Source organism: Nonomuraea africana, assembly GCF_014873535.1.
Lineage (GTDB): Bacteria > Actinomycetota > Actinomycetes > Streptosporangiales > Streptosporangiaceae > Nonomuraea > Nonomuraea africana.
Window position 1 is genome coordinate 3,987,560 of sequence record NZ_JADBEF010000001.1, and the last position, 24,876, is coordinate 4,012,435.

23 protein-coding genes and 3 tRNA genes are annotated in these 24,876 nt (G+C 70.1%); 14 read left to right on the forward strand and 12 right to left on the reverse strand.

The window, feature by feature from the left end; translation table 11 throughout:
• Window positions 1-88 precede the first annotated feature (88 nt).
• The 6 genes from H4W81_RS18905 to H4W81_RS18930 all read left to right on the forward strand — a co-directional run bounded on the left by H4W81_RS18905 (window position 89) and on the right by H4W81_RS18930 (window position 3,319).
• Window positions 89-739: an ACT domain-containing protein gene (locus H4W81_RS18905; RefSeq protein WP_192776030.1), complete on the forward strand. Its 651-nt coding sequence runs from the start codon at window positions 89-91 to the stop codon at window positions 737-739.
• 60 nt (window positions 740-799) lie between these two features.
• Window positions 800-871: transfer RNA gene (locus H4W81_RS18910), tRNA-Gly, on the forward strand.
• A gap of 29 nt (window positions 872-900) precedes the next feature.
• A tRNA-Cys gene (locus H4W81_RS18915) sits at window positions 901-974 on the forward strand.
• 12 nt (window positions 975-986) lie between these two features.
• Window positions 987-1,058 (forward strand) — tRNA-Val (locus H4W81_RS18920).
• 303 nt (window positions 1,059-1,361) lie between these two features.
• On the forward strand, window positions 1,362-2,780 hold the full coding sequence (locus H4W81_RS18925; protein WP_192776031.1) for a dihydrolipoyl dehydrogenase family protein: 1,419 nt from the start codon (window positions 1,362-1,364) through the stop codon (window positions 2,778-2,780).
• A gap of 29 nt (window positions 2,781-2,809) precedes the next feature.
• The gene (locus tag H4W81_RS18930; RefSeq protein ID WP_192776032.1) at window positions 2,810-3,319 is read left to right on the forward strand and encodes an O-acetyl-ADP-ribose deacetylase; all 510 of its coding nucleotides are present in this window, start codon (window positions 2,810-2,812) and stop codon (window positions 3,317-3,319) included.
• Window positions 3,320-3,447: 128 nt separating this feature from the next.
• Here H4W81_RS18930 and H4W81_RS18935 read toward each other — a convergent pair whose 3' ends face one another.
• From H4W81_RS18935 to H4W81_RS18955, 5 genes are all read right to left on the reverse strand, one after another.
• Window positions 3,448-4,254 (reverse strand): IclR family transcriptional regulator, encoded by an 807-nt coding sequence (locus H4W81_RS18935; RefSeq protein ID WP_192776033.1) that lies wholly within the window; start codon window positions 4,252-4,254, stop codon window positions 3,448-3,450.
• 67 nt (window positions 4,255-4,321) lie between these two features.
• Window positions 4,322-5,047, reverse strand: coding sequence for an SDR family NAD(P)-dependent oxidoreductase (locus H4W81_RS18940; RefSeq protein WP_318781817.1), 726 nt, complete (start codon window positions 5,045-5,047; stop codon window positions 4,322-4,324).
• The gene (locus tag H4W81_RS18945) at window positions 5,044-5,898 is read right to left on the reverse strand and encodes a dihydrodipicolinate synthase family protein (protein ID WP_192776034.1); all 855 of its coding nucleotides are present in this window, start codon (window positions 5,896-5,898) and stop codon (window positions 5,044-5,046) included. Before H4W81_RS18945 ends, H4W81_RS18940 begins: the two co-directional genes overlap by 4 nt.
• Entirely contained in the window at window positions 5,895-7,049 is a 1,155-nt protein-coding gene (locus tag H4W81_RS18950; protein WP_192776035.1) for a mandelate racemase/muconate lactonizing enzyme family protein, read from the reverse strand. Before H4W81_RS18950 ends, H4W81_RS18945 begins: the two co-directional genes overlap by 4 nt.
• Window positions 7,050-7,096: 47 nt before the next feature.
• Complete coding sequence (locus H4W81_RS18955) at window positions 7,097-7,345, reverse strand: hypothetical protein (RefSeq protein ID WP_192776036.1); 249 nt, start codon at window positions 7,343-7,345, stop codon at window positions 7,097-7,099.
• A gap of 423 nt (window positions 7,346-7,768) precedes the next feature.
• Here H4W81_RS18955 and H4W81_RS18960 point away from each other — a divergent pair, with 423 nt between their 5' ends.
• The 3 genes from H4W81_RS18960 to H4W81_RS18970 all read left to right on the forward strand — a co-directional run bounded on the left by H4W81_RS18960 (window position 7,769) and on the right by H4W81_RS18970 (window position 11,576).
• On the forward strand, window positions 7,769-8,533 hold the full coding sequence (locus H4W81_RS18960; RefSeq protein ID WP_192776037.1) for a VOC family protein: 765 nt from the start codon (window positions 7,769-7,771) through the stop codon (window positions 8,531-8,533).
• Window positions 8,534-9,053: 520 nt separating this feature from the next.
• The gene (locus tag H4W81_RS18965; RefSeq protein ID WP_192776038.1) at window positions 9,054-10,016 is read left to right on the forward strand and encodes an alpha/beta hydrolase; all 963 of its coding nucleotides are present in this window, start codon (window positions 9,054-9,056) and stop codon (window positions 10,014-10,016) included.
• Window positions 10,017-11,225: 1,209 nt separating this feature from the next.
• Window positions 11,226-11,576: a hypothetical protein gene (locus H4W81_RS18970; protein WP_192776039.1), complete on the forward strand. Its 351-nt coding sequence runs from the start codon at window positions 11,226-11,228 to the stop codon at window positions 11,574-11,576.
• Between the two features lie 364 nt (window positions 11,577-11,940).
• Here H4W81_RS18970 and H4W81_RS18975 read toward each other — a convergent pair whose 3' ends face one another.
• The 5 genes from H4W81_RS18975 to H4W81_RS18995 all read right to left on the reverse strand — a co-directional run bounded on the left by H4W81_RS18975 (window position 11,941) and on the right by H4W81_RS18995 (window position 16,088).
• Window positions 11,941-12,324, reverse strand: a complete 384-nt coding sequence (locus H4W81_RS18975; RefSeq protein WP_192776040.1) for a PPOX class F420-dependent oxidoreductase — start codon at window positions 12,322-12,324, stop codon at window positions 11,941-11,943.
• A 12-nt stretch (window positions 12,325-12,336) separates the two neighbouring features.
• Window positions 12,337-13,257 (reverse strand): NAD-dependent epimerase/dehydratase family protein, encoded by a 921-nt coding sequence (locus H4W81_RS18980; RefSeq protein ID WP_192776041.1) that lies wholly within the window; start codon window positions 13,255-13,257, stop codon window positions 12,337-12,339.
• A complete protein-coding gene (locus tag H4W81_RS47350; RefSeq protein ID WP_318782506.1) occupies window positions 13,254-13,622 on the reverse strand; it encodes a dihydrofolate reductase family protein in 369 nt (122 codons plus the stop codon). Before H4W81_RS47350 ends, H4W81_RS18980 begins: the two co-directional genes overlap by 4 nt.
• Window positions 13,623-13,877: 255 nt before the next feature.
• A complete protein-coding gene (locus H4W81_RS18990; RefSeq protein ID WP_192776042.1) occupies window positions 13,878-15,200 on the reverse strand; it encodes an FAD-binding oxidoreductase in 1,323 nt (440 codons plus the stop codon).
• Between the two features lie 54 nt (window positions 15,201-15,254).
• The gene (locus tag H4W81_RS18995) at window positions 15,255-16,088 is read right to left on the reverse strand and encodes a helix-turn-helix domain-containing protein (protein ID WP_192776043.1); all 834 of its coding nucleotides are present in this window, start codon (window positions 16,086-16,088) and stop codon (window positions 15,255-15,257) included.
• Between the two features lie 737 nt (window positions 16,089-16,825).
• Between H4W81_RS18995 and H4W81_RS19000 the strand changes: the two genes are divergently transcribed.
• The 5 genes from H4W81_RS19000 (at window position 16,826) to H4W81_RS19020 (ending at window position 22,861) form a co-directional block, all read left to right on the forward strand.
• A complete protein-coding gene (locus H4W81_RS19000; RefSeq protein ID WP_192776044.1) occupies window positions 16,826-18,178 on the forward strand; it encodes an ABC transporter substrate-binding protein in 1,353 nt (450 codons plus the stop codon).
• A gap of 244 nt (window positions 18,179-18,422) precedes the next feature.
• Window positions 18,423-19,397 (forward strand): carbohydrate ABC transporter permease, encoded by a 975-nt coding sequence (locus H4W81_RS19005; RefSeq protein ID WP_192776045.1) that lies wholly within the window; start codon window positions 18,423-18,425, stop codon window positions 19,395-19,397.
• Window positions 19,394-20,287 (forward strand): carbohydrate ABC transporter permease, encoded by an 894-nt coding sequence (locus H4W81_RS19010; RefSeq protein WP_192776046.1) that lies wholly within the window; start codon window positions 19,394-19,396, stop codon window positions 20,285-20,287. The genes H4W81_RS19005 and H4W81_RS19010 overlap by 4 nt, the downstream gene beginning before the upstream one ends.
• Window positions 20,288-20,372: 85 nt before the next feature.
• The gene (locus H4W81_RS19015) at window positions 20,373-21,809 is read left to right on the forward strand and encodes a GH1 family beta-glucosidase (RefSeq protein ID WP_192776047.1); all 1,437 of its coding nucleotides are present in this window, start codon (window positions 20,373-20,375) and stop codon (window positions 21,807-21,809) included.
• A 32-nt stretch (window positions 21,810-21,841) separates the two neighbouring features.
• A complete protein-coding gene (locus tag H4W81_RS19020; RefSeq protein ID WP_192776048.1) occupies window positions 21,842-22,861 on the forward strand; it encodes a LacI family DNA-binding transcriptional regulator in 1,020 nt (339 codons plus the stop codon).
• 147 nt (window positions 22,862-23,008) lie between these two features.
• On the opposite strand, the gene H4W81_RS19025 is transcribed toward H4W81_RS19020, so the two are convergent.
• Entirely contained in the window at window positions 23,009-23,932 is a 924-nt protein-coding gene (locus H4W81_RS19025) for an ATP-binding cassette domain-containing protein (protein ID WP_192780896.1), read from the reverse strand.
• On the reverse strand, window positions 23,932-24,876 hold the full coding sequence (locus tag H4W81_RS19030; protein WP_192776049.1) for an ABC transporter ATP-binding protein: 945 nt from the start codon (window positions 24,874-24,876) through the stop codon (window positions 23,932-23,934). The genes H4W81_RS19025 and H4W81_RS19030 overlap by 1 nt, the downstream gene beginning before the upstream one ends.

The window sequence follows — 24,876 nt, forward strand, 5'->3', positions numbered from 1 at the left end:
GTTAAGTTCTAGCGCAGGTCGAGCCGTGAGTGTTATTCGCGGATAGGGTGTGACCTGGGATCGTTCTCGCGATATTCGGAGGCCATGGATGCTTCTGCGACTGCGCATCGCGCTGCCCGACCGGCCCGGCGCCCTCGGTCAGGTCACTCGCGTGCTCGGCGTCGCAGGAACCGACATCACCCAGGTCACCGTGCTCGAACGCGGCGGAGGCAGGGCGCTCGACGACTTCACGCTCTTCTGCCCCGAGGGCACCTCGAAGGAGTCGCTGACCAAGAGCCTGCTCACCGTGCCCGGCGTGACGGTCGAGGGCGTGTGGACCACGCGTGAGGCCCCCGGCACCTATCCCGAGCTGGAGATACTCAAGTACATCACCACCGCGGGCGACAGGGCGCTGCCGACGCTGATCGACTCCATGCCGGTGCTGTTCAGCGCCGACTGGGCGGCGGCCGGCACCGACAAGGAGCCCCGCTCCCTCGTCTACTCCAGCTGGCGCGCCCCGCAGGACGTGCCGCTGCCCGAGACGGCCCCGCCAAGGCCCGTGGCCGCCACCCTCGAGTCGGGTCTGCACACCATCGCCGCTCCCCTGCCCCCGCTGGCGCTCATCCTCATGCTGGCGCGTTCGGAGGGCCCGGCCTTCCACCGCATGGAGGTGCACCGGCTGACCAGGATCCTGGAGATCTTTCTGACGCTGCCCTCGACCGAACGGATCGTGGCCAGGCAGCTGCGCAGGGGCGAGTGATGACGCATCCGCTCGGAAACTCCGCTAGAGTTTTCTCTGTCGCCGCGAACGAGCGGCAACGCGGAAGTGGCTCAGTGGTAGAGCATCACCTTGCCAAGGTGAGGGTCGCGGGTTCGAATCCCGTCTTCCGCTCGGAGAGGCCACGACAGTAGGCCTCGCTCGGTGGAGTGGCCGAGAGGCGAGGCAGCGGCCTGCAAAGCCGTCCACACGGGTTCAAATCCCGTCTCCACCTCCAGTTTTCACCCGAGGACGATTAGCTCAGCGGGAGAGCGCTTCCCTGACACGGAAGAGGTCACAGGTTCAATCCCTGTATCGTCCACTCGCTTCACTTTCCCTGCCCCTGGGGTCTTCTGGTCGACCCACGCCTGCGGGGAGCGTCCTGCGCGGCTGGTTCCGGCAGGACCCCGATCTTCATCGCACGCTGATGGCGTTCCTCCTCGACGCGGCCCGGCCGATTCCCGGCCACTGCTTCACCGCGGTCTACGGGCGTCCATCACGCGGGCTGGCGGCTCTGGCGCTCGCCGGTGCATCCCCCAGTACCAGCGGATCTCGGACCGGGCTCTTGTCAGGCGGGGCGACCGGGCCTCCGACCCCTCCCCTGGCGTGCCGTACCGTCTGAACAATGACGGAGCAGAACACAGAGGTGGACGTCGTCGTCATCGGCGGCGGTCCCGCGGGTGAGAACGTGGCGGGACGGGTGGTGCGCGGAGGACTCTCGTGCGCCGTCGTGGAGGACCATCTGGCGGGTGGTGAGTGCTCCTACTACGCCTGCATCCCCAGCAAGGCGCTGCTGCGGCCGATGGAGCTGGCGGCCGAGGTGAGCAGGGTGCGCGGACTGGAGCTGGCCGGCCCGATCGACGTGCCCGCCGTCCTGGCCGCGCGGGACCGGGCGGTCGCGCACCTCGACGACAGCGGCCAGGCCGACTGGATCATCGGCCTGCCCGCCCTCCTCGTGCGCGGCAGGGGACGGCTGGCCGGCGACCGGCTCGTGGAGGTGACCACCCATGACGGCGCCGTCACGCGGCTGCGCGCCAGGCACGCGGTGGTTCTGGCGACCGGCAGCGTCCCCGTCGTCCCCGACGTTCCCGGGCTGGCCGCGGCGCGGCCGTGGTTCAGCAGGAACGCCACGTCGGTGCGTGCGGTGCCGTCCCGCCTGGTCGTGCTGGGCGGCGGCGTGGTCGCCTGCGAGATGGCCCAGGCCCTGCACGCCCTCGGCGCCACCGAGACGACGATGCTCGTGCGCGGTGACCGGCTGCTGGGGCGGATGGAGCCGTTCGCGGGCGAGCTGCTGGCCGACTCCCTGCGCGCGGCCGGCATCGACGTGCGCATGGGCACGAAGGTCACGGGGGTCGAGCGGGCGGCGGATGGCGGTCCCGTCACCGTCCTTCTGGCCGGTGGCGACCAGGTGGAGGCCGACGAGCTGCTGGTGGCGACCGGCCGCCGTCCCGCCACCGACGGGCTCCAGCTGGACGAGCTCGGCCTCGAGCTGAACGGCGCGGTCCAGGTGGACGACAGCATGCGGGTCCCCGGCTCCGGCTGGCTGTACGCCGTGGGCGACGTCAACGGCCGCAACCTGCTCACCCACATGGGCAAGTACCAGGCCCGCGTCTGCGGCGACGTCATCGTCGCGCGTGCCCACGGCCGTCCCGACGACGCCCTCTCGCTGCGTGACAGCGCCGACGGCCGCGGCGCCCCCCAGGTGGTGTTCACCGATCCGCAGGTGTGCGCGGTCGGCCGTACCGAGGAGGCGGCCCGCGCCGACGGCTTCGAGGTGCGGGTGGTCGAGTACGACATGGGCAGGGTCGCGGGCGCCTCCCTGCAGGGTGAGCGGTACCAGGGTCGCGCGAAGGCGGTCGTCGACGAGCGCCGCCGGGTGCTGCTCGGCGTCACCTTCGCCGGTCCCGCGGTCGCCGAACTGCTGCACGCCGCCACGATCGCGGTCACGGCCGAGGTGCCGCTGGAGACGCTGTGGCACGCGGTGCCGGCGTTCCCGGCGGTCAGCGAGATCTGGCTGCGGCTGCTGGAGGAGTACGGGCTCTAGTCGAACCAGACGGGGATACGCTCGGCCGTATGAGGATCACGCTGGTCCAGGGCGACATCACCGAGCAGGACGTGGACGCCGTCGTCAACGCCGCCAACTCCTCCCTCATGGGCGGCGGCGGGGTCGACGGGGCGATCCACCGGCGCGGCGGGCCGGCGATCCTCGACGAGTGCCGCCGGCTCAGGGCCTCCAAGTACGGCAAGGGCCTGCCGACCGGCCAGGCCGTCGCCACGACGGCGGGGAACCTGCCCGCGCGCTGGGTGATCCACACGGTCGGCCCCGTCTACTCCGCCGGCGAGGACCGGAGCGCGCTGCTGGCCTCCTGCTACCGCGAGTCGCTCAAGGTCGCCGACTCCCTGGGAGCGGCGACCGTCGCCTTCCCCGCGATCTCGGCGGGCCTCTACGGCTGGCCGATCGACGACGCCGCCCGCGTCGCCGTCACCACGGTCAAGGCGGCGGACACCTCGGTGGCGGAGGTGCGGTTCGTCCTGTTCACCGAGGACGCCCTCGCCGCCTTCCAGCGCGCGGTCGGCGAGTGAGCAAGGGCTTCCAGCGCGCGGTCGGCGTGAGCAAGGGCTTCCGGCGTGCCGTCAGCGTGAGCACGGGCTTCCGGCGTGTCGTCAGCGAGTGAGCGGGGGCTGCGGGCGGGCTGGTGCCGGGGGCGGCGTCAGTGGATCGCCATCGGGGCGACCGCCGTGTAGCCGAGGCCGCTGGAGATCTGGTCGGCGCACTCGATGACCTTGAGCGCCAGCTCGGCCTGCCGGTTGGGCAGGTCCATGGCCGACAGCGGTCCCGACACCGACAGCGCCGCGACCACCCTGCCCGAGCGGTCGCGCAGCGGGGCGGCGAGGCACGCCCTGCCGAAGGCCAGCTCCTCCACCTCGGTGGCGTAGCCGCGGGTCCTGACCTCGTCGAGCTCCGCCATCAGGGTGGGCAGATCGCGGATGGTCCTCGGGGTGTAGGCCGGGTAGGCGGTGCCGAGCAAGGACTCGATGGTGTCCTCGCTGAGGTCCGAAAGGAGGGCCTTGCCCATCGCGGTGGCGTGCAGCGGGCCCTCGGCGCCGATCATCGTGTACGCCCTGGGGGCGAGCCTGCCCTCGAAGTGGCACAGGTAGAACAGGGCGGCGTCATGCCGTTCGGCCACGTTGGCGCCGAGCCCGAGCTCTCCGGCCAGCTCCTGGGTGAGCCTGCGCGCCTGGCGGTGCACGGGCGACTGGTTGAGCGCGACGCCGGCCAGGCCGACGACGGTGGGGCCGAGGCGGTAGAGGCCGCTGCGCTCGTCGTGGGTGACGAAGCCGAGCGCCTCGAGAGTGCCGACCAGGCGGGAGACCGTGGACTGACCGAGGCCGGAGAGCTGGGCCAGCTCGGAGATCCTCCGCTCGGGGGTCTCCGCCGTGAACGCTCGCAGCAGGGACAGGGCGCGCTCGACGCTCTGGGTGCCGCCGCCGACCTCGCGGGTGCTGGGCCTTGGCATCGGCCTCCGATCTCATCGTAGGAAAGTCATCCAGATGACGGATGATACATCGACTAGGCAAGGGGCCTCAGAGCCAGCGTCCGCGCAGGTCCTCGCGCAGGAAGGCGGCGGGCGAGGCGATGGACAGGCCGCCGTCGACGGGAAGGACCACCCCGGTGACGAACCCGGCGCGGGCGAGGAAGCGCACGGCCTGCGCCACCTCCTCCGGCGTGCCGGTACGGCCCAGCGGATAGCCCGCCGCCGCGTCCGGAACGCCCTCGCCGCCGATCATCCCCGGGGCGACCGCGTTGACCCTGACGCCGTGCGGGCCGTACTCCAGGGCCAGCTGCCTGACCAGTCCTTCGAGCCCCGCCTTGGCGGCCGCGTAGGCGGGCAGGCCGGGAGCGGCGAGGAAGGCGTTGACCGAGCTGACGGCGACGATCGCGCCACCGTCCCCTGACCGGCCGGCGGCCAGCCTGGGCAGCGCGGCGCGGCTGACCGCGAAGGCGGTGCCGAGCACGGCGTCGAGCGCCGCCCGCCACTGCGCGTCGGTGGTCTCGATGATCGGCGCGACCGGCATGACGGCCGCGGCCAGCACGACCACGTCCAGGCGGCCCGCGGCCTCGACCACGGCCCCGACGGCGGCCGCTGCCCCTTCGGCGCTCGCGCAGTCGAGCACCAGGCTCCTGGCGAAGTCGGGCTCGTCGACCTCCTCCAGCGCGACGCCGACGACCGTGTCGCCGTCGGCGGCGAAGGCCCTGCCGATCGCCCGGCCGATCGGCGAGCTGGAGCCGACCACCAGCACGCCGCTCACGAGAGGTCGTCCAGGATGTCGTCGAGCCAGGCCAGCGTGGCGGGGTCGGCGTCGAGCGCGGGGGGCCGGACCGTGGCCGAGGCGATGACGCCCCTCCTGACCAGCACGTGCTTATGGATGGACCAGGCGATGCCGGGCTGCAGGCCGTACCTGATGAGGGGCAGCAACCTGGTGAAGGCCGCGCGCGCCCCCGCGCGGTCACCCGCGGACCAGGTGCGCAGGACGGGGCCGAGCAGGTCGGGGAACTCGCAGGCGGGCATGGTGCCGACCGCGCCGCGCGCGTACTCCTCCAGGACGAACAGGGCGTTCTGCCCGCCGAGGACGGCGAAGTCGGCGGCCAGCGCGCCGACCTTGGGCGCGGTGGGCTGCGTCTCGATCTTGACCGACTCGACGCAGTCCAGCTTCAGCAGCTCCACCAGCAGGGAGACGGGCATCGGCACGCCGGTCTGCGCGGGCGCATCCTGGATCATCACCGGCAGGCCGCCTTCGGCGGCCACCGCGCCGAAGAAGTCGATCACCTGCGAGGCGCTGGGCTTGACCAGGTACGGCGGGAGCAGCATCACCACGTCGGCGCCGTGCTCGGCGGCGGACCTGACCTGCTCGATCGCGTCGGGCGTGCCGGTAGCGCCGACGCCTGCGACCACGGGGACGCCGTTGCCCGCGACCACGCCGAGGATCTGCGCGCGCTCGGCGGCGGTGAGGGTGAAGCCCTCGCTGGCGAAGCCGAAGACGGCCATGCCGTCCACACCCGACTCGAGCTGGAAGTCGACCAGGCGGCGCAGCGAGGGGAGGTCGAGCGTGCCGTCGGGGTGGAAGGGGGTGGCGAGGACGGGGATCAGACCGCGGCTCACTGCTGCTCCTCGATCAGGGAGAGGTCGACCTCGACGCCGAGGCCTGGGCTGTCGGACAGGGCGTAGCTGACGGGTCCGCCGGAGATCGGCGCGGTGAGGATGCGGTCGGCGACGGCCATCGTGCCCGGCTGGTACTCCAGGGCGGGCATGGCCTCGATGGCGGCGGCGAGGTGCACGCCCGCCGCGACCATGACGCCGAGCCCCACCGAGTGGTGCGGCGCGACCGGGACGTGGTGGGCGGCGGCGACCTCGGCGATGGCCATGGCTTCCGTGATGCCGGTGCGGCCCACGTCGGGCTGGCACAGGTCCACCGCTCTGGCCTCCAGCCAGGAGCGAAACTCGTAGCGGTTGCGCATCGCTTCGCCCACGGCGACGGGGGTGGCCAGCGCGGCGGCCAGCTCGCGGTGGGCGGCCAGGTCCTCGGGCACGAGCGGCGCCTCGAGGAACCAGGCGCCGCGCTCGTCGAGCGCCCTGCCCAGGCGCAGCGCCTGCGACAGGTCGTAGGCCCAGTGCGCGTCGACGGCGACCTTGAGGTCCGGGTGCGCGGCCGCCACCGCGTCGTAGGTCGCCAGGTCCTCGTCCACGCCGTTGCCGAGGTGCAGCTTGATCGCCCGGACCCCCCGTCCCGCCCATTCGGCGGCCAGCGCGGCGCGCTCGGCGTCGGTCGGACGGGGCAGCCCCGAGACGTAGGTGGGCACCTCGTCGCGGAAGGCGCCGCCCAGCAAGGCATGGACGGGAGCGCCGTGCAGCTTGCCCGCCAGGTCCCAGAGCGCGATGTCGACGGCGGCCATGGCGTCGGCCTGGTGGCCCACGAGGTGGCCGCGCTCGCGCATGAGCCCGCCGAGCCTGCTCCACAGCGGACGCACCCTGCGCGGATCCTGGCCGAGCAGGGCGGGCGCGAGCAGCCTGTCGATGATCTCCTTGAGCACCTCGGGCGCGACGGGCGCGAGGCCCTCGCCCCAGCCGTACGAGCCGTCGGAGCAGGTGATCCTCGTCAGCACGGTCTCGAAGCGGGCGGAGTAGAGGCTGCGCCATGGCGGGCGCAGGAAGTACCCGCCTTCCGCCTCGCCTGGATGCGCTCCCAGGTACGCCTCGGGGGGTACGAGCTTCACCACGAAGGTTTCCACTCGCTCGATCTTCACTTGCAGCATGCGCAATACTATGGCGCATTACGCATGCAAGTTCCACATGATGGTGACTATGAGCCCAGGTCTCTCACCACGTTGTCGAGGCGGTCGGCCAGCGTCTGGAGTTCCTGCTCGGTGGCGTGCTCGCCGGGGACAAACTCCTGCAGATCGGCCCGCCTGGCGATGACGAGACCGCGGTGCGCTTCGTCGACCTCGCTGCCTGGCATGACGACGCAGTCGCCTCGCACGAACACCAGCGTCGCGTCCGGGTCTCCCGACTCCAGCAGCTTCCTGACGCAGTCACTGTCGATGAGCGGCATCGTCGTCCTCCCCGCTCTGGTGGCTCTGACCGCGACCACCTACCCGGAATCGGCCGGAAAACGCGGACGACGTCGACGGACGGCACCCAGCATCCGCCGTGGGGCGCCTTCGACGGGCACCGTTGGAGGGCGACGTCCCACTCATGACTGGCGGCCTTTCGCACACAACCGGTCGCGTCCGGACCAACCTCCAACCCACCACAGGGGACGACCCCTCACCCACGAAGGGCAACCCTCCCAATGATCTCCCCCACACCACCGGTAACGCCCCAGCCAACCTCCGAAGCCCGTCCCGCCATACGCCCGCAGGCCGCGACCGGCTGTCTCCACAGACGGTCCCTCAATACGCCGGCGGCGGGTGGCGACCCGCTGCGTCCATAGGCGTTCCCGTCTTCTGTCGGTGCGAGGTGCCAAGCTGGACGCATGCTCACCACACAGTTCGTTCCAGGAGCGCCGACCTGGCTGGATCTCGGTGCGCCAGACGTGAAGGCGGCCGCCGCCTTCTACACAGGGGTGTTCGGCTGGTCCTTCCAGTCCGCGGGGCCGCAGGGCGGCGATTACGGCTTCCTGCAGCTCGACGGCAAAACGGTCGCGGCCTTGGGTCCCCTCACCGAGGAGGGCGCCAGGCCGGCCTGGACCACCTACTTCGCCACTGCCGACGCCGACGCCACCGCCGCGCTGGTGGAGCGGCACGGCGGCGAGGTCCGCGCCGCACCGTCCGACGTCTTCACCAAGGGCCGGATGGCCCACTTCACCGACCCGGCGGGGGCGGAGTTCGCGGTGTGGCAAGCGCGCGACCTGGGCGGCCTCGACCTCGTCACCGAGCCCGGCTCGCTCGGCTGGGTGGAGCTCCACGTCCAGGACGCGGAGGAGGTCCTGCCGTTCTACCAGGCCGTCTTCGGGTGGAGGGCGCAGTCGGTGGCGATGGGGCCGATGACGTACCGGATCCTGTCGACGGGCGAGAGCGAGGACACGAGCTTCGGCGGGCTGACCGAACTGATGCCGGACGACCGGCCGCACTGGGCCCCGTACTTCGAGGTCTCCGACTGCGACGGCACGGTCGCCATGGCCCAGCAACTGGGCGGCACCCTCGTCGCGCCGGCGGAGTCGGTCGAGGGAGTGGGCAGATTCGCCACGCTCGACGACCCGTTCGGCGCCCGCTTCTCCGTGATCACCAGCACCCCCTGACGGGAACTCGGCACCCCTGACCGCCAAAGCACCCGTGCCGCTCTCCTCGCCAACTCGGTTCCCCGCCGCGCGGCCCGTACCCGCTCCCCGCCGCGCGGCCCGTACCCGCTCCCCGCCGCGCGGCCCGTACCCGCTCCCCGCCGCGCGGCCCGTACCCGCTCCCCGCCGCGCGGCTCTTCCACCTGCCACCTTCCGTCCGGGCTCGCTACACGCACCGCGTCGTCACCGCGCACAAATCCCTACCAATGCCAACCCGCCCCCCTCCTCCACCCGCGCCCACAAGCCTGCCGGTCCTCGCCAGCTGCTACTGACCACAGCCCACCTGCCTGCTCCCACCGCTTGACCGCCTCCCACACCACCCCACCCTCCCTGCGCACTCGCCGAGCGTGCGGTGTGCGACGGCAGGCCCTCCATGGCTTGGTCCGCCGTTCCATGGCATGCACGCCGTCTTGCGGTTGTGGGGGCGGGCCCTCGCCGCGCACGATCGAGGTGCACATCCCCGACCGGAAGGTGTCACGCGATGACGCAGCATCCCAACCTCGACCCCGAGCTCGCCGCCGCGGTGGAGGAGCTGGTGATGCCCGATCTGTCCAGGCTGACGCCCAGCGACCTGCCCGCCCTGCGCGCCCAGGCGGCCGCCATGGTCGCCGCGTCGGCCGTGCCTGACCCGCTCGTCACCATCGAGGACCTACGGGTGCCAGGCCCCGAAGGCGACCCCGACGTACGGCTGCGCGTCTACCGACCCGCAGAGCCCGTGCAGGTCCAGCTCCCCTGCCTGTACTGGATCCACGGCGGCGGCATGGTCGTGGGGAGCCCCGACGCCGACGACCCCTTCGCCGGGCACTTCGTGAAGGAGATCGGCTGCGTGGTGGTGTCCGTCGACTACCGTCTCGCGCCGGAGCATCCCGACCCCGCGCCGGTCGAGGACTGCTTCGCGGGCCTGCTCTGGACCGCCAAGAACGCCACCGAGCTGGGCATCGACCCCACCCGGCTCGCGGTGGGCGGCGCCAGCGCGGGCGGCGGGCTCGCGGCGGGCACGGTCCTGCTGGCCAGGGACAGGGGCGGCCCTGCCCTCACCTTCCAGCTGTTGGTCTGCCCCATGCTCGACGACCGCGACAACACGCCTTCGACGGCGCAGTTCGAAACGGCGGTGGTCTGGAACAGGGCGGCCAACGTCTTCGGCTGGTCCGCGCTGCTCGGCGACAGGAAGGGTGGAGAAGACGTCTCGCCGTACGCGGCTCCGGCCCGCGCCCATGACCTGTCCGGGCTGCCACGGACGTTCATCGACGTCGGAGAACTGGAGGTGTTCCGGGACGAATGCCTCACCTACGCCCAGCGACTGGCCCAGGCGGGCGTTTCCACGGAACTGCACCTCTACCCCGGCGCCTTCCACGGATTCGACGTGATCGTCCCGGACGCCGAGGTGAGCCGCCTCGCCCAAGCCACCCGTATCACCGCCCTACGCCGCGCCCTCCTCCGCTGAGCGGTCGCTCACCCCGCACCTCACCCCTCAGCATCACTCCACCCCGGTGCATCACTCGCCCTCGGAATTCCGCACCCCTGAAACGTCGTCTACCTCTGTGCCTTCAGCCCCTGGAAGCAGCGCCTCCACCTGACCGGGCGCCCGCCTCGGAACCTGACCCCCTCCGAGCTTCCACCCTTGGGCATCGCCTCCGCCCAAGCGCCCGCACCACACCCACCTCTGGCCTCCACTCCCTTCAGCAGTGCCTCCACCCCCTTGAGCGTCACCTCTGCCTGAGCTGCGTCCTCCGGGAGCGGCTTCTGACCTGTCGAGTGCGCCGGCCTGCAGCAAGATCGCTATGATGACGTGGTCGCAGACAGCGAGTCGAACGAGCCGACGGCCCAGCCCCGTGCTCTCAGCACCCGCGGCGAGCTTCGGCGGGAAGCAGGAGAAGTCCACCGCGCAGGGTCAGGGTGGCCAGGATTTCCCGTGGATTCGCTGGAGCGGGGCATAGTCTGTGACAAAAACCCGTCTCCTCCCCCGGGGGTCGTCTTGTCCGACCAGCAGCCCTATCCGTACGGCCAGCCGCCTTCGCACGCGCCTGATCCCTATGGCGCCGCCGCGGAGCCGCACGGCACACAACCGGCCTCCGGGTCGTATGGCGCCACCCCGCCGGGCGGTTACGGCGCGCAGCCCTCGAGCGGCTACGGCGCGCAACCTGCGGGCGGCTACGGCTCCCAGCCCCCCTCCGGCTATGGCCAGCAGCCCACAGGTGGCTACGACTCTCAGGCCCCGGTCGCGTACGGCGCCCAGCCTGACAACGGATACGGCACACCCTCCTCGGGGAGTTACGGGTCTCAGTCATCCAGCGGTTACGGCTCGCAACCTGCACCGGGATACAGCCCGCAACCGAACGCTTCTCAGCCTTCGGGCGGCTATGGCGCGCAGTCCTCAGGCGGTTACGGGCCAACCTCCTCAGGCGGTTACGGTTCCCAGCCCCCGAGCGGATATGGAACACAGCCTCCGGCGGGTCATGGCTCCCAGCCTTCGGGCGGCTACGGAGCACAGCCCTCAGGCGGCTATGGTGCGCAGCCCTCAGGCGGTTACGGGGCACAGCCCTCGGCCGGTTACGGAGCACAGCCCTCAGGGGGTTACGGGCCAACCTCCTCAGGCGGTTACGGCTCGCAGCCCCCGAGCGGATACGGCTCCCAGGCGTCCGGGGGTTATGGCGTGCAGCCCGTCCCCTATGGCCAGCAGGTTCCCGGCCCGTTCGGACATCCCGCGGTGCCGTACGGCCAGCCGGGAATGCCCATGCCCCGTGCTCCCCGCAAGGAGCCGGCGCTCTCCGTCCTGCTGTCGTTCTTCTTCCCCGGCGTCGGCTCGATGATCAACGGCGACACGGCGAAGGGCGTCGGCATCCTGCTGGGCTCGTTCACGACGCTGTTCTTCGGCTTCCTGCTCATGTTCGTGATCATCGGTTTCCTCCTCCTGCCGGTCTCCTTCGGCCTGTGGATCTGGGGCATGATCGACGCCTACCAGGGAGCCGTGAAGGTCAACCAGCGCAACGGCTACCCCAGCTGACCGCACCGCGGCACCTGGCCGAACCCAGGTGCCGCTCCCCCGATCCGCGCGGAGAGCATATGAGCCCGTCGTAACGCAGGCCTACAGCTACACGGCGGAAGGCAGGGCGTGTAGCCACACGCGGAAGGCCCAGGGGCGCGAGCATGAGACCGCCTGAATTAGGCCTCGCGCCACCCAAAAACCGGCCACCCGACTACCCGAGCCGGCCAACCGCAGGCCGTCCGCACTTCCCGAGAGGGTTTAAGGTTCTCGCCATCTTTTGGCCGCGACACTGCCGGTGAACCGTTCCTGCACGTGATCGAATACAAGGTCAACTTATGTTTGCGTTTGGCCCACGCTCTTCTCGGGAGTGACGCAGGGCTGCTCAGCCGACACCGACGGTCTGCCGGTCGGGCTCGATCACGACCACGACGCGCTCTTGTCCTCGGGGGTAGGGCGCGCCGGTGTACTTCGTAGCCAGCTGGTCGATCATCTCCCATGCCGCATCGCCCTCGATCCATTCGACGACTCGCCCACGAATGATGACGGGCTCGAACGGGTTGTCGACGGGCGTGATGGACAGCGCCATCCGAGGGTCGCGGCGCAGGTTGCGCGCTTTGCGCATGCCCGGACCGGTGAAGAAGACGATTCGGTCGCCGTGGGCGCCGACATAGACGGGAGCGGTGTGGGGCGAACCGTCTGGGAGGACGGTGGCGAGGTGAGCGATCGAGGCGCCCTCGAGTACGCGGCGCACGTCGGGGTCAAGCATGTGTGTGCTCCTTCAGCGGGGGTTGTCGGCGCGCCACGCGACGTAGTCGGCGACCGCCTTGGCGGTGTCGAAGGCCGGCGTGAAGCCGGTGTCGTGGGTGAGCCGGGTGATGTCGAGGTAGGGGTCGTCGCCGGGGCCGGCCTGCCGTCCGGGCAGGAGGTCGAGCCGCAGATCGGGGGCGATCGCCTGCAGGGCGTCCGCGAACTCGCGGTTGGTGAACGGCCGGCCGCTGGAGACGTTGTAGGTGTCGTGCCGCAGGGTCTGCGCGGTCGTCAGGAGGGCGATCGCGCGCCCGGCGTCGGGTGCGTAGCAGCAGTCACCGCCGTCGTCGGCGTGCAGTGGCCGCGGCTGCTCACCGCGGAGCGCGGCGCTGATGTAGGAGGGGATGTGAAAGAACGGTGATTCCGGGTCGACGAGCGGTCCCCAGATGGTCCCGATCCGGAGCACGACCGGCTGGACGCCGCTGCCCTGGAGGCTGTGCGTGGTGAGTGGCTCGACGGCCTTCTTGAAGGCGATGATCAGGTGCGGCAGCTCCGCGGTGGGCAGCGCGAGTTCCTCGTGCCAGGGGGTCTCGGTCCGGCCGATGTACACGCCGAGGCTGCTGGCGACGGCGAACCTGCGGACGCCCCAGGCGCGGGCGGCGTCCAGCGCGTTGAGCAGGCCGGTCGTGTCCGTGCGGAAGAAGGCGACCGGGTCCTCGTCGGGGATGGTGCCGGCGAGGTGGACGATGTCGCTGATGTCGTGGCGGTCGGCGAGGGCGAGGAAGGCGTCCCGGTCGGTGACGTCGAGGGGTTCCACGGTGACCCGGCCGGCGAGGAACGAGGGGACCTCGGTCCGGCGGTGCGTGGTGACGACGACCTCGTGTCCGAGGTCGACGAGCGCGCGGGCGGTGTGGGCGCCGATCATGCCCAGCCCTCCGGTGACGAGGATCATCGGATCACCTCGTGGTGGAGGTGGGTCACGCCGGACGCCGGGACGGCCTCCAGCAGACGGAGGCCCACATGCTTGGGGAACTCCTGGAAGAAGCTCCGACCGCCGCCCAGCAGAACGGGCACCTGGTGGAGGATCACCTCGTCGACGAGGCCCGCCATGAGCGCTTCGGTGACCAGACCGCCGCCCATCAGGCCGACGTCCTTGTCGCCGGCGGCCGCGCGGGCCGCGGCGATGGCGTCCTCGATGCCGGTCGTGACGAGCCTCTGCTTCTCGCTGATCTCGGGTGCGGGCCGGTGGCTGAGGACGAAGAGTGGCGCCGTCGGGTGCGGGCCGCCGCCTCCCCAATGGCTGGAGTGCTCGTAAATGGTGCGTCCCGCGACGGAGGCCCCACTCGTGCCGCGATGGCGTCGAAGAACCGAGCGCTCGGCTCACTCAGCTTGAATCCGTTGAACACCTGGCTTGGCGTGTCGCCGTCGAAGTACCAGTCGAAGAGCATGGGCGCGTCGCCGAGACCGCGTCCGAACTCCTCCTCGCCGTCGGGGGTCCGACCACTGATATAGCCGTCAACCGAGACGGCGTGGGCGCTGAAGACCTTGCTCACATCTCTCCTTCGTTGTTGATCAGATGGCTTGGGGGAAGTCGAAGAATCGGTGCGGGTCGTAGGCGTTCTTGACCGCTGCCAGCCGGGGGTGGTTACCCGCGTGGTACGCCACGGCCCAGTCGTCGAGCGCGGGGTCGGGGAAGTTGGGGTAGACACGCCCTGACCCGTCGGCGTGGGCGGTCGCCCAGGAACGATCGACCCACGGGTCGGCCGCGTCGGCGATGTGCTCGAGCAGGAAGCGTTCGTTGCGGTGGGCGAACGCGGCGGCGTCCTCCATGATCCTGTTGTAGGCCCCGCCCATCGCGGTGAACGTGAGCTGTCGCCGGCCCATGGTCCTTGGGTCGCCGAACTGGGTCAGGAGCGATGCGAGGGTGCGGTGGGCCATCGTGTGGTGGAAGAACTCCGACCTGATCCGCTGGGCGCGTTCCGGTACATCCCGCGAGTCGGCAAAGGTGCTCTTCAGGTGGTGGTACGGCAGGCCGGTGCGCAACTCGATCGTGGGGGCCACGCCCGCCCGATCGATGAACTCCTGCAGCAGCTCCCGGGTCGATCCCTCCTCGAGGGTGGAGGCGCCGAAGAGGGTGGCCTGGACAGGTGCGCCGGGCACAGACTCAAGGGTGAGGTTGACGGTAAATTCGTCCGGGGCGTCCGGTGCCCAGGCTTGCCAGGCGGCGACCAGTTCCTCGAGAGCGATGTTCGACCAGTGCGCCTCGACGCGGGTGGTCATCGGCTCAGGGACGGTGTCGAACCGCAGTGACGTGACCACACCGAACTGGCCGCCACCCGCGCCGCGCAGACCCCAGAACAAGTCTGGTTCGTGGTCGTGGTCGCAATCCACGACGCTGCCGTCGGGGAGCACGACCTGTGCGCCGACGAGGCGATCGCAGGTGAGCCCGTGCTTGCGACCGAGCAGCCCGATCCCGCCGCCGAGGGTGAGGCCGGTGATGCCGACGGTGGGACCGCACCCGGCCGGCAGGGTCCGGCCGTAGGCGTGTAACGCCGCGTACACCTGTCCCAGGCGAGCGCCGGCTCCGATCGTGGCGCTCTGGTCATCTGCCACGGAGATGCCATCGAGGCCGGACATGTCGAGCACGATCCCGTCCGTCGACGATCGGCCCGCGAAGCAGTGCCCCCCGCCACGAGGGGCGATGCGGTCCCCCGTAGCTGCTGCGTACGCCATGGTGTCGACGACGTCCGAGACCGAGCGGCACAGAACCACGAGCCGGGGACGCACCTCCCGGTAGGCGAGGTGGACCGGGCGGCGGATCGCTTCGTAGCCCGGCGAGTCAGGGCTGAACAACTCGCCGTCGAGTGAATGGCCGAATGCGGCTGGGTCGGGCACGAGCTCGAAACTAGGCGCGGCGTGACGACGGGGTCTTGAACGAATCGCGCAGGGTCAGACTCGTAGGGGCGGTCTGCCACGGGTGGCAAGGAAGGGCTTGTACGAGGCGGAGTGCTCATGCTCGCAGGCGCACCGGTTGAGGTCGCCGCCGAGGAGCTGGCGCGGGGTAAGGCCGGTCAGGCGGAGGCATTCTCGGCTGAGATGTGCCTGGTCGGCGTACCCCACGTCAACCGCCAGTCCCGCCATGCCGTCCGCACCACGCCGACCCGAGGCCGTGGCCCCAGCCTGAGCCAGCGCGAGAAATCCCTGGAACCGTAACGTCCGCTGCAGGACCTTGGGACTCACTCCCACTGCGTGCAGGCAGCGGCGGCGCAGTTGGCTCGCGGAGAGCGCCAGGTGAGTGGCCAGGGTGTCGATGGAGACCGGCTGCCAGGGCATCAGCGCCTTCACGGCTTCGCCCACCAGCGGATCCACGCGGACCGTCCTTCGAAACTCCTGCAGGAGGTATGCCTGCAAGAACATGAGCGCCCGCTCGGGCGTCCCGGCCCCGGCCATCGCCTCCACGAGGCGGTCCGCCGAACTTCCCCACAGGTCCGCCAGCCCCAGGCGCTGGTCCACCAGATCGTCGAGCACCGTCGGAAGGGGCGGCGCGGTCCCCGGGTGGAACCGCACACCCACGATGGTGGTGTGCGGCGGAATGACCTCGATCTCCGGACCGGTCAGCGGACCAACCAGCTGGGGATGGCCACCGATCGGAAAGTGCATCTCGATCCCGCCCGTGGGCAGGTGCCGTTGCACGTACGCCGCCTCACCGGTGCGCTGGATCCAGACCGTCCGCACCACCCCCGCCAATCCCGGCAACGGCGGACGCTCAACGTAAGACTCCATTACGGCATCCTCGCACCGAAGCGCCCGAGCGGGATCGACGTCAAGGCCACGGCAGCAGCACCGCGACCGAGTTCGTCAGATACACCGTGGAACCGTCTTCAACCGCCATCGCCACCGGCCTAGGAGCCCGAGCAACGCGGGCAAGCCGCTGCACGTGGACGCCGTAGGAGAGCAGGCGAGACGCAGGCGCGAGGCCGCGCGTGGGCCCCGTGGGAGGACGGGGGTGACGCAGGCGAGACGCTGCCCGTGCACGCCCATGGAAGGGCAGGCGAAACACGTGGACGCCCAAGGAAGGGCTCGGGTGACGCAGGCAAGCCGCTGTACGTCGACCCCACGGGCGGGCACGGGTGAAGCTGCACGAAGCCATCAAACCGCCCGTGGAAGACAGTGTGGCCGCACCCGCGTAGCCGGTCACGGCGCGCGCATCAGTTCAAGGGGAACCGCAGGCCGCACGGCGAAAAGTGCCGGAGAGAACCGCACGCCGCATGGCGAGGAAATGCCGCTGAGGCTGGTCTGAGCTGGGAGCGCTCCCAGCGTCCCCCATGAGGCCCTCCGGCCTTGGCTGCGGCTTTCAGCTGCTCACTTCCCTTAACAGTAACGGTTACATCTCGGGACATTGACGTTCTCGCGCAGTTCCGCCAATCTTCGTGGGAGCGCTCCCAAAGAACTGTGCGGCCTGATCGTGCGTCGGGGACCGATCGCGGCACGCCTTCCATGACTCGGATGAGGGGTTCGGAATGTTGAACAGCAAGAACGGCGGCAGGCCGCTGGCGGCCGCAGCCGTCGCGAGCGTGCTGACCGTCACCGCCGCCGCCTGCGGCTCGGGTGGGACGGGAGACGGGACCGCCGCCACCGCCTCGGCCTCGGCCTCCGCCGCTGCCGAGAAGGTCACCATCACCGTGCAGACCTTCGGCAGCGGCGAGAACTTCGGTTACGACTCCGCGGTCGAGGCGTGGAACAAGAGCCACCCGAACATCCAGATCAAGTACGACAACCTCGCGGGCAACTTCGAGTCCGAGTACCTTCCGCAGGTCAACCAGTGGTTGGAGGCGGGAAGCGGCGCGGGCGACATCATCGGCATCGACGAGAGCGGCATGGGCCAGATGGCCGCCCGTCCGCAGCACTTCGTCGACCTGGCGCAGTACGGCCTCGACAGCCGCAAGGCGGACTTCCCCGAGTGGAAGTGGAACACCGGCCTCAACAAGGACGGCAAGCTGTTCGCACTCGGCACCGACGTCGGCGGGATGGCCATGTGCTACCGCAGCGATCTGTTCAAGAAGGCGGGGCTGCCGACCGACCGCGAGGAGGTCGCCAAGCTCTGGCCCGACTGGGACTCCTACCTGAAGGTCGGCCAGCAGCTCAAGAGCAAGCTGCCGAAGACCAGCTTCGTGGACGGCCCGGTCACCATCTTCAACACGCTGATGGTCCAGGAGGCCGGCAAGGCGGGCAACCTGACCTTCTTCGACAAGGAGCAGAACCTCGTCATCGAGTCGAACCCCGCGGTCAAGACCGCGTTCGACTTCACCAAGAAGCTGAGCGAGGCCGGGCTGAGCGCCAAGCTCGCCGCCTGGACCGACGAATGGGCCGCGGGACAGAAGAACGGCGCGTTCGCCACCATGGCCTGCCCCAGCTGGATGCTCGGCGTGATCTCGGGCAACGCCGGTGAGGAGAACGCCGGCAAGTGGGACGTCGCGGCCGTGCCTGGCGGTGCGGGCAACTGGGGCGGTTCCTGGCTGGCGGTGACCTCGCAGAGCAAGCACCCCAAGGAGGCCGCCGAGGTCCTGAACTACCTCACGAGCAAGGAGGGTCAGCTGCACGCCTTCAAGGAGGCGGGCGGTGTGCCGAGCACGCTGACGGGTCAGCAGGACCCGGTGGTCGCCGACGCCGTCAACGAGTACTTCAGCAAGGCGCCGAGCGGCAAGATCTTCGCCGAGTCGACGCAGTCGGTGAGCCCGATCTTCTTCGGTGAGAAGCACACCCAGGTCCGTGCGGCCGTTGAGCAGGTGCTGCTGGGCGCCGACCAGGGTTCGGTCAAGTGGGGCGAGGCCTGGGCGAAGTTCGTGGCAGAGGGGCAGATGGCGGCCGGCTGAGCACGCCGCCCTGCCCACCTTCGATCGAGGGCGGCCCGAGCGGGCTTGCCACCGCCTCCGGCCGCCCTCCCCACGAAGACCCGCTCCTCCCCGAAAGCACAGCCGCTCCGTCAACGGAAGCCGGGCTCCCCGCGACGGCGACCTCGTCCTCCAGAAAGCCGGGCCGCAAGCCCCATAAGCCCCATGCCGCCATCCCACCAGCAACGCCATCCCATGAAAACGCCATCCCATGAAAGGGACAGCGATGAGCCTCGACGTTGACGCGGGCCGTGCCAGGCTCCGTCCGGTGCCGCCAGGCCCGCACCGGCATCGCCAGTCCAGCACGCGACACCTGCTGTCGTGGCTGGACATGCGGGCCACCCCCTACCTGTTCGTCTCCCCGTACTTCCTGCTGTTCGCCCTGTTCGGGCTGTTCCCGCTGATCTTCACCCTCTGGGTGTCGCTGCACGACTGGCAGCTCGCCGGTGAGCGGGAGTTCGTCGGCCTGGAGAACTACACCCAGCTGCTCGCCGACACCAAGTTCTGGAACTCCGTCCTCAACACGGTCGGCATCTTCGTCCTGGCCACGGTGCCGCAGCTGCTGATCGCCCTCCTGCTGGCCAACGCGCTCAACAAGCGCCTGCGCGGCCGGCTGGTGCTGCGGCTGAGCGTGCTGATCCCGCTGGTCACATCGGTGGTCGCGGTCGGTGTCATCTTCACCCAGCTGTACGCCAGGGACTACGGCCTGGTGAACTGGCTGCTCGGCGCGTTCGGCGTGGAGCCGATCCACTGGCAGAACCAGAAGTGGTCGTCGTGGATCGCCATCGCCACCATGGTCGACTGGCGATGGACCGGCTACAACGCGATCATCTACCTCGCCGGGATGCAGACCATCTCGAAGGACATCTACGAGGCTGCCTCGATCGACGGCGCCACCCCGCGCCGCCAGTTCTGGACGATCACCGTCCCGCTGCTCAAGCCGACGATCATCTTCACCGTGATCGTCTCGACCATCGGCGGGTTCACGCTGTTCGCCGAGCCGGTGATCTTCGGGGGCGGCGGCATGACGGGAGGCACCGTCGGACAGTTCCAGACGGTGGCGATGTTCATCGTCAAGGAGGCCTTCCGCGACTTCGACTACGGCTACGCCGCCGCGGCCGCCTGGATCCTCTTCCTGCTGATCCTCGTCGCCGCGCTCGTCAACTACGCCATCACCCGGGGCCTTGGGAGATCACGATGACCACCGTCCAGCACAGCGGGCCGGGCGCGAGGCGCCACCGCGCTCCCGCGCCCGTGGCGGGCGACGTGTTCAGGGCCACGGTGCTCACCAAGGTCATGCTCGGCTTCACCGCGATCCTGTCGATCTTCCCGATCTACTGGATGATCATCATCGCGACGCGGTCCAACGCCGACGTGCACAGCATCCCGCCGCCGCTGCTGCCGGGCGGCAACCTCGGGGAAAACATCAAGGCGGTGTTCGAGGCCGAGAACGCCCACTTCCTGACCGGCATCGTGAACTCCGTGATCGTCACGGCGAGCGTGACGCTGGCCGTGGTGCTGATCTCCACGCTGGCCGGGTTCGCGTTCGCGTCGCTGCAGTTCCGCGGGCGCAACGTGCTGCTGCTGTCGGTGGTGCTGACCATGATGGTGCCGCTCCAGCAGATGGGCGTCGTGCCGCTCTACCAGATGATGGTCACGCTGGGCTGGACGAACACCCTGCAGGCGGTGATCCTGCCGTTCCTGGTCAACGGGTTCGGCGTCTTCCTGATGACGCAGTACACCCGCCAGGCCGTCCCGCGTGAGCTGGTCGAGGCGGCCAGGGTGGACGGCGCGAGCACCGCGCGCATCTGGTGGAACGTCGTCGTGCCGGCCGTACGGCCGGGCATGGCCGTGCTGTCGATCCAGACGTTCATGCTGATCTGGAACGAGTTCCTCTGGCCGTTGATCATCCTGCGCGCCGACAACCCGACCGTGCAGGTCGCGATCAGGGCACTGAACGAGAAGTACTCGACCAACTACGTGCTCGTCTTCGCCGGAACGGCCCTGTCGATCATCCCGCTGCTGCTGGTCTTCGTCTTCTTCGGCCGGCAGATCATCGGCGGTCTGATGGACGGCGCGGTCAAGTCGTGAGCAGAGCCCGCGCGGCGGCTCCCCCTGGAAAGACCCGACACCCGAACAGAACCTCGGTCATGCGACCGACGAAGGAGGAGGCTGCGTGACCACGCAGGAGACTCAGACCTCGGCCGGACCGGCCATCCTGGACTTCCCCACCGGGTTCGTCTGGGGAGCGGCCACCTCGGCCTACCAGATCGAGGGCGCGCTCACCGCCGACGGCAGGGGCACGTCGATCTGGGACACCTTCGTCTCCAGGCCGGGGCGGGTGCTGAACGGCGAGCACGCCGAGCTGGCCGTCGACCACTACCACCGCTACCGCGACGACGTGAAGCTGATGGCCGAGCTCGGCCTGAAGGCCTACCGGTTCTCCGTCTCGTGGCCGAGGATCCAGCCGGACGGCGCGGGCCGGATCAACCAGGCGGGACTCGACTTCTACCGGCGGCTGACCGACGAGCTGCTCGGCCACGGCATCGACCCGTGGCTGACGCTCTACCACTGGGACCTGCCGCAGGCGCTCGAGGACGCCGGCGGCTGGCCGTCCCGCGACACGGCGCTGCGTTTCGCGGACTACGCGGCCGCCGTCCACGACGCGCTCGGTGACCGGGTGCGGCACTGGAGCACGGTCAACGAGCCGTGGTGCGCGGCGTTCCTGGGTTACGCCTCGGGCGAGCACGCGCCGGGACGGCGCGAGCCCGCACAGGCGGTACGCGCCGCGCACCACCTGAACCTCGCGCACGGCCTGGCCGTGGGGGCGATGCGGGCGCAGGGCAAGGGCACCCTGATCGGCGGCTGCGTCAACCTGTACGCGGTCACGCCGGAGACCGGCTCCCCCGCCGATCTGGACGCGGCCCGCCGCATCGACGGCCTGCAGAACCGCTTCTTCCTGGACGCGCTGCTCAAGGGCCGCTACCCGCAGGACGTGCTCGAGGACCTGCGCGAGGTGGGCGAGCCCGACTTCATCAGGGACGGCGACATGGAGATCATCTCCGCCCCCCTCGACCTGCTCATGGTCAACTACTACAGCCGCTTCACCGTCTCGGGCACGCCCGGCGGCGCCGCCTCGGCGGCCGCCGCGCCGACCGACTCGGGCTCGCCGTGGGTGGGCAGCGAGCACGTCTCCTTCGTCAACGCCGGACGCCCGGTCACCTCGATGGGCTGGGAGATCGACGACTCGGGCCTGGTGGAGATCCTTACCTGGGTGGCCCGTGAGTACCCGGCCATCCCGATGGTGATCTCCGAGAACGGCGCCGCCTTCGACGACGAGCTCACCGCGGAGGACACCGTCCACGACGGGGACCGGCGCGCCTACCTCGACGCTCACCTGGGCGCCTGCCACGCCGCGATCACGGCGGGCGTGCCGCTGCGCGGATACTTCGCCTGGTCGCTGATGGACAACTTCGAATGGGCCTGGGGGTACGGCAAGCGCTTCGGACTGGTCTACGTCGACAGGGAGACGCTGCGCAGGATTCTCAAGGACAGCGCGCTCTGGTATGCCGAGACCATCAGGGCCGGCGGCTTGCGCGTTCCGGCAGAATAGGCGCTGACACTCAGGGACAGGGGAAAACAGCCATGAACGGGGATCGCCACGCCGCAGTGCGCCCAACGCTGGAGGCGGTCGCCGCACTCGCGGGAGTCGGCCGCGGCACGGTGTCGCGCGTGATCAACGGTTCGCCGAAGGTCAGCGACCGGGCCAGGACGGCCGTCCTGGAGGCCATCGAGGAGCTGGGCTACGTACCGAACAGGGCGGCGCGCACGCTGGTGACGCGCCGTACCGACACCGTCGCCCTGGTGGTCTCGGAGACCCAGCAGCGCCTGTTCGACGAGCCGTTCTTCGCCGGCACGATCCGCGGCATCGGCTCGGTGCTGGCCGAGACGGGGCTGCAGCTCATCCTGGCGCTGGCCCAGACGCAGGAGGAGCACCAGCGGCTGGAGCAGTATCTCACGGGACAGCACGTCGACGGGGCGTTGCTGATCTCGCTGCACGGCGCCGACCCCCTGCCCGGCAGGCTCGAGGAGCTGGGCGTGCCGACCGTGCTCGGCGGCCGTCCCGTCGGTCTCGCGCCCTACAGCTACGTCGACATGGACAACAGGGGCGGGGCCCGGCAGGCCGTGAAGTACCTCGTCTCCAAGGGCCGCACCAGGATCGCCACCATCGCCGGCCCCCAGGACATGGGTGTGGGCGTGGACCGCCTCGCGGGTTACCGCGACGCGCTGCTGGCGGCGGGGCTGCCGGAGATCGTGACCTACGGCGACTTCAGCGAGGAGAGCGGCATGACGGCCATGCGCACGCTGCTGGCCGAGCATCCCGACGTCGACGCCGTCTTCACCGCCTCCGACCCGATGGCGCTGGGCGCGATCAGGGTGCTCAAGGAGAACGGCAAGGACGTGCCCGGCGACGTGGCGGTGATCGGCTTCGACGACTCCCCCGCGGGGGCGCATTCCTCGCCCGCGCTCACCACTGTCCACAACCCCTCGGAGGCGATGGGCCGCCAGATGGCCCATCTCCTCGTCTCCCGCATCAACGGCGAACGGCTGGAGCAACCCGTGGTGATCCTCGACACCCACCTCGTGATCCGCGACTCGGCCTGAACGACAGCCCCGCCGCCACGAAGGCCCCAGCCCGCGAAGCCCGCCACGGGAAACCCCCCACACAGCCCGCCTTTCGAAGAAGAGCTCCAAAAGGTGGAGGCGTGAAGGGCCCAAGAGGGAGGTCCGAGGGGGGAGGCGCCAAGAGCCTCAGCGCACCGGCTCCAGGGCCGGCGCGCACGTGCCCGAGGTGGCGCAGCCGACGAAGTGGCCGGGCTCGACCTCCACGAGGCCGGGCCACGTCGCGTCGCGCCCCGCGGCGCCGTGGTAGAAGCAGGTCGCCTCCGCCTCGGGCCGGTCCTCCTCCTCCGACCACCTGTGGTGCAGCCGCGGAACCGAGCCGAGCAGGTTCCTCGTGTAGGGGTGCAGGGGGTTGCCGAAGACCAGCTCGGTCCGGCCCATCTCGACGACCCTGCCGCTGCGCAGCACGACCGTCTTCTCGCTGACGTAGTTGCCGAGCGACAGGTCGTGCGTGATGAACAGGATGCCGAGCCCTCTCCCCTTGAGCTCGCCGAGCAGGTTCAGCACGTCGATCCTGGTCGAGGCGTCCAGCATGCTGATGATCTCGTCGGCGACCAGCAGCCTGATGTCCAGCAGCAGCGCGCGGGCGATCAGCAGGCGCTGCAACTGCCCTCCGCTGAGCTGGTGCGGGTACTTCCCGAGCACGGCTCCGGGATCCAGCCGTACGGCCGCGAGCGAACTCTCCACCCTGCCCTGCCAGTCGGCCGCGCCCATCCTGGGGAAGAACCGCTGCCTGATCATCTCCAGCACCCTGTCGGCCTTGAAGATCGGGTTGTAGGAGCTGAAGGGATCCTGGAAGACGCCCTGCACCGACCGGTAGTAGTCCTTCGTCCCTGCCACGTCGGCGCCGTCCAGGGTGATCGTGCCGCCCGAGACGGGGGCGAGGCGCAGGATCATCCTGCCCAGCGTGCTCTTGCCGCTGCCGCTCTCGCCGATCAGGGAGACGACCTCGCCCTCCGCGACCTCGAACCCCACCTCGCGTACGGCATGCAGCTCGCGCCCGCCGAACGACCCTGTCCTGTAGGTCTTGGAGACCCCGTCCAGTCTGAGCATCACACGGCGTTCCAGCAGGCGACGGAGTGTCCCGGCGCGACCTCGGCGAAGGGCGGCTCCTCCGCGCAGCGCTCGAAGGCGAGCGGGCAGCGGCTCCTGAACCTGCAGCCCTTCGGCGGGTCGAGCAGGGAGGGCGGGCGTCCTGGAATGCCCTGGAGCCTGCGTTCCTCGTAGCGGACGCCGACCTCGGGCAGCGAGGAGATGAGCGCCTGGGTGTAGGGGTGGCGGGGCGCGGAGACGATGACGTCGGCGGGCGCCTTCTCGGCCAGCTTCCCGGCGTACATCACCATGATCGTGTCGGCGATCTGGTAGCCGAGCGAGATGTCGTGGGTGACCACGATCATGCTCTTGACCAGGTCGCGGTCCCTGAACTCCAGCAGCGTCTTCGCCACGGCCTTCTGCGAGGAGACGTCGAGGGCCGAGGTGACCTCGTCGGCGATCAGCAGGGAAGGGTTGAGCAGCGTGGAGATGACCATCACCATGCGCTGCTTCATCCCGCCCGAGAGCTCGATCGGGTAGCGGTCGAGCACGTCGGCGGAGAGGCCGACCAGTCCGACGCGCCGTTCGAGCTCCTGCCGCATGGGCGCGACGCCGCGCGACCTGAGCAGCTCGTCGACCATCCGGCCGATCTTCCTCGTGGGGTTCATGGCGCTCATGGCGTACTGCGGGATGAGCGACACCTCGTGGAACCTGAAGGGGTTCATCGCCTCGGTGTCGCCGACGGGCAGCTCCTTGCCATCGAGCTCGGCGCTGCCGCCGATGTGCCGCATCCTGCCGTCGAGCCTGATGAGGCTCTTGCCGAGCGTCGACTTGCCCGAGCCCGACTCGCCGGCCAGGCCCATGATCTCGCCGTCGGCGAGGGAGAAGCTGACGCCGTCGAGGGCCTTCACGTCCCCCTTGAGCGTCCGGTAGTAGACCCTGAGGTCCTCCACCTTCAAGGTCAT

What these genes read in the sequence shown, in the direction of transcription:
- H4W81_RS18930 (WP_192776032.1), top strand. Translation starts at nt 2,810, where the DNA reads ATGAGGATCACGCTGGTCCAGGGCGACATCACCGAGCAGGACGTGGAC.
- H4W81_RS18965 (WP_192776038.1), top strand. Translation starts at nt 9,054, where the DNA reads ATGACGCAGCATCCCAACCTCGACCCCGAGCTCGCCGCCGCGGTGGAG.
- H4W81_RS18975 (WP_192776040.1), bottom strand. Translation starts at nt 12,324, where the DNA reads ATGCTTGACCCCGACGTGCGCCGCGTACTCGAGGGCGCCTCGATCGCT.
- H4W81_RS19030 (WP_192776049.1), bottom strand. Translation starts at nt 24,876, where the DNA reads ATGACCTTGAAGGTGGAGGACCTCAGGGTCTACTACCGGACGCTCAAG.
- H4W81_RS18935 (WP_192776033.1), bottom strand. Translation starts at nt 4,254, where the DNA reads ATGCCAAGGCCCAGCACCCGCGAGGTCGGCGGCGGCACCCAGAGCGTC.
- H4W81_RS18980 (WP_192776041.1), bottom strand. Translation starts at nt 13,257, where the DNA reads ATGATCCTCGTCACCGGAGGGCTGGGCATGATCGGCGCCCACACCGCC.
- H4W81_RS18925 (WP_192776031.1), top strand. Translation starts at nt 1,362, where the DNA reads ATGACGGAGCAGAACACAGAGGTGGACGTCGTCGTCATCGGCGGCGGT.
- H4W81_RS19020 (WP_192776048.1), top strand. Translation starts at nt 21,842, where the DNA reads ATGAACGGGGATCGCCACGCCGCAGTGCGCCCAACGCTGGAGGCGGTC.
- H4W81_RS19025 (WP_192780896.1), bottom strand. Translation starts at nt 23,932, where the DNA reads ATGCTCAGACTGGACGGGGTCTCCAAGACCTACAGGACAGGGTCGTTC.
- H4W81_RS19005 (WP_192776045.1), top strand. Translation starts at nt 18,423, where the DNA reads ATGAGCCTCGACGTTGACGCGGGCCGTGCCAGGCTCCGTCCGGTGCCG.
- H4W81_RS18960 (WP_192776037.1), top strand. Translation starts at nt 7,769, where the DNA reads ATGCTCACCACACAGTTCGTTCCAGGAGCGCCGACCTGGCTGGATCTC.
- H4W81_RS18905 (WP_192776030.1), top strand. Translation starts at nt 89, where the DNA reads ATGCTTCTGCGACTGCGCATCGCGCTGCCCGACCGGCCCGGCGCCCTC.
- H4W81_RS18995 (WP_192776043.1), bottom strand. Translation starts at nt 16,088, where the DNA reads ATGGAGTCTTACGTTGAGCGTCCGCCGTTGCCGGGATTGGCGGGGGTG.
- H4W81_RS19010 (WP_192776046.1), top strand. Translation starts at nt 19,394, where the DNA reads ATGACCACCGTCCAGCACAGCGGGCCGGGCGCGAGGCGCCACCGCGCT.
- H4W81_RS18950 (WP_192776035.1), bottom strand. Translation starts at nt 7,049, where the DNA reads ATGCTGCAAGTGAAGATCGAGCGAGTGGAAACCTTCGTGGTGAAGCTC.
- H4W81_RS19000 (WP_192776044.1), top strand. Translation starts at nt 16,826, where the DNA reads ATGTTGAACAGCAAGAACGGCGGCAGGCCGCTGGCGGCCGCAGCCGTC.
- H4W81_RS18955 (WP_192776036.1), bottom strand. Translation starts at nt 7,345, where the DNA reads ATGCCGCTCATCGACAGTGACTGCGTCAGGAAGCTGCTGGAGTCGGGA.